This window comes from Xanthobacter sp. BG11Y11_SDJG (assembly GCF_057364445.1).
This window is the reverse complement of record NZ_JBNFNU010000561.1, coordinates 1-2,084: the sequence shown is the minus strand read 5'-3', so window position 1 is coordinate 2,084 and position 2,084 is coordinate 1. Positions and strand designations below refer to the sequence as shown.

Below are 2,084 nucleotides of genomic sequence, written 5' to 3'. Positions count from 1 at the left end.
CCGGGCACCGGCTGACCGGCTCACGCCCCCCGCCCCCCCGGCGCGCGGGGTGCGACACTGACGCCGGCCCCGACGGCGCGTCCGGCGCTTGATCAATGCCGGCGCATCGGCAACGTGCAGGCAAGGATTTTTGCGTCTTCCGACACCGCACCCGCCGCGTTCTCCTGAAGAGAGACGGGCGAACGATGCTATTTGGATGTCATCATGCCGTCTGCCGCCCGCGCCGTTCTCCGCATTCCCGTCATCGGCTGGTTCCTCAAGGACGCCATCTACGGGCTGCCCGATGCGAAATACTATTTCATCGCCAATCTTGGCTTCCTGTTTGCCGCGCTGACCTACAAGTTCGGCTACGCCTTCCTGATCATCTATGCGCTGACGGCGACCGCGCTCGCCATGACGGCGCTGATCGTGCTGACCGCCTCCGACATGATCGCCAACTGGTCGAAGAAGCGCTGAGCGCCGCCCGCCTCAACCGAACCGGGCGCGAACCTTGGCGGAAATCCACTCGCTGGCCACCACGGTGGCGAGGATGACGAGCAGGATCAGCGTCACCTGCGGCCAGGCGAGCGTGTTGAGCGAGCTTTCCAGATTGAGCCCGATGCCGCCCGCGCCGACGAGGCCGAGCACCGTGGATTCGCGGATGTTGATGTCCCAGCGGAACACGCTGATGCCGGCGAAGGCGGGCAGGATCTGCGGCACGATGGCATAGGTCAGCACCTGCGGCCCCGAGGCGCCGGTGGCGCGGACCGCCTCCACCTGGGTGGCGTCGATCTCCTCGATCGCCTCGTAGAGCAGCTTGCCGATGAAGCCGATGGAGCGCAAAGCGATGGCGCAGATGCCCGCCAGCACCCCCGGCCCGAGGATCGCCACCAGCAGCAGCGCCCAGATGATGGCATTGATGGAGCGCGAGGCGACGATGATGAACAGCGCCACGGGACGCACCAGCACCGCGCTCGGGGTGGTGTTGCGGGCGGCGAGGAAGGCCACCGGCACCGACAGCATGATCGCCGCCAGCGTGCCCAAGGTGGCGATGTTGAGCGTGTCCCACAGCGGCTTGAGCAGCACCGGGAAATAGCTCCAGCGCGGCGGGAACATGCGCGCGCCGATGTCGGCCGCCTGGGCCGGCGCATCAAGCACGAAGCTCCAGATGGTGTCCTGGGTCATCACGCGCCAGCAGAACACGGTCAGCGCCACCAGAGCGAGCCAGCCGAACCAGGCCGCGAACGTGCCGGCGGGGGTGCGAAGCTGCCAGGCCTTGCGGCCGTCGGGGAGAGCGGCGACCGGCATCACTTCACCCGCGCCCGGACGAGGCCGGAGACATATTCGCTGACCATGACGATGGCGATGATGAGGATCAGCACCGCGGCGGCGCTGTCGAACTCGTAGCGGTCGATGGCGGTGTTGAGCGTCGCGCCGATGCCGCCGGCGCCGACGATGCCCACCACCGCGGATTCGCGGAAATTGATGTCCAGCCGGTAGAGCGAGAGGCCGAGAAGGCGCGGCGCCACCTGCGGCAGCACGCCGAAGGCGACCAGCGAGAGCCAGGACGCCCCCGTAGCCCGCACCGCCTCGATGGGCTCTGCGTCCGCGTCCTCGATGTCCTCCGCCAGGAGCTTGGCGAGGAAGCCGATGGTGGCGAAGGTGAGCGTCAGGAAGCCCGCGAACGGGCCGAAGCCCACCAGCGCCACCAGAAGGATGGCGACGACGATCTCGTGCAGGGCGCGCGACAGCGCGACGATGGCGCGGCAAACGAGATAGACCGGCAGCGGCACGAGATTGCGCGCCGCGCCGATGCCGATGGGCACCGAGATGGCGATGCCCGCCACCGTCGCCGTCACCGTCATGGTGAGGCTCTCCACCATGCCCTGGAGGATGTCGTCCCAGCGGCGCGAGAAGTCCGGCGCGGCGAAGCCGGAGAGGAAGCGCAGGCCGCGCGCCCAGCCCTCCGACAGGCGCGCCCAGTTCACCTCGACCGAGCCGAGCGCCAGCGCCAGATAGGCGGCAGCGGCGAGCGCGAGCCAAATAGCGCAGCCAGGGATTGGCGACGAGCGGCGGCGGCCGCCAGCGGTGCGCCGGAACGGACG

At 68.9% G+C, this 2,084-nt stretch carries 2 protein-coding genes and 1 pseudogene; 1 reads left to right on the top strand and 2 read right to left on the bottom strand.

Features of this window, described 5'->3' with window-relative positions; translation table 11 throughout:
• Positions 1-204 precede the first annotated feature (204 nt).
• A complete protein-coding gene (locus AC2W7M_RS24395) occupies positions 205-456 on the top strand; it encodes a hypothetical protein (protein WP_486135606.1) in 252 nt (83 codons plus the stop codon).
• Between the two features lie 12 nt (positions 457-468).
• Here the strand turns inward: AC2W7M_RS24395 and phnE (AC2W7M_RS24390) are convergent, their stop codons facing one another.
• Both phnE (AC2W7M_RS24390) and phnE (AC2W7M_RS24385) read right to left on the bottom strand, forming a co-directional pair.
• A complete protein-coding gene (gene phnE, locus AC2W7M_RS24390; protein WP_486135605.1) occupies positions 469-1,287 on the bottom strand; it encodes a phosphonate ABC transporter, permease protein PhnE in 819 nt (272 codons plus the stop codon).
• Positions 1,287-2,084 (bottom strand): annotated as a pseudogene (gene phnE, locus AC2W7M_RS24385) (phosphonate ABC transporter, permease protein PhnE); the annotation flags it as partial. The gene phnE (AC2W7M_RS24390) and the pseudogene phnE (AC2W7M_RS24385), both read right to left, overlap by 1 nt.

What these genes read in the sequence shown, in the direction of transcription:
- AC2W7M_RS24395 (WP_486135606.1), top strand. Translation starts at nt 205, where the DNA reads ATGCCGTCTGCCGCCCGCGCCGTTCTCCGCATTCCCGTCATCGGCTGG.
- phnE (WP_486135605.1), bottom strand. Translation starts at nt 1,287, where the DNA reads ATGCCGGTCGCCGCTCTCCCCGACGGCCGCAAGGCCTGGCAGCTTCGC.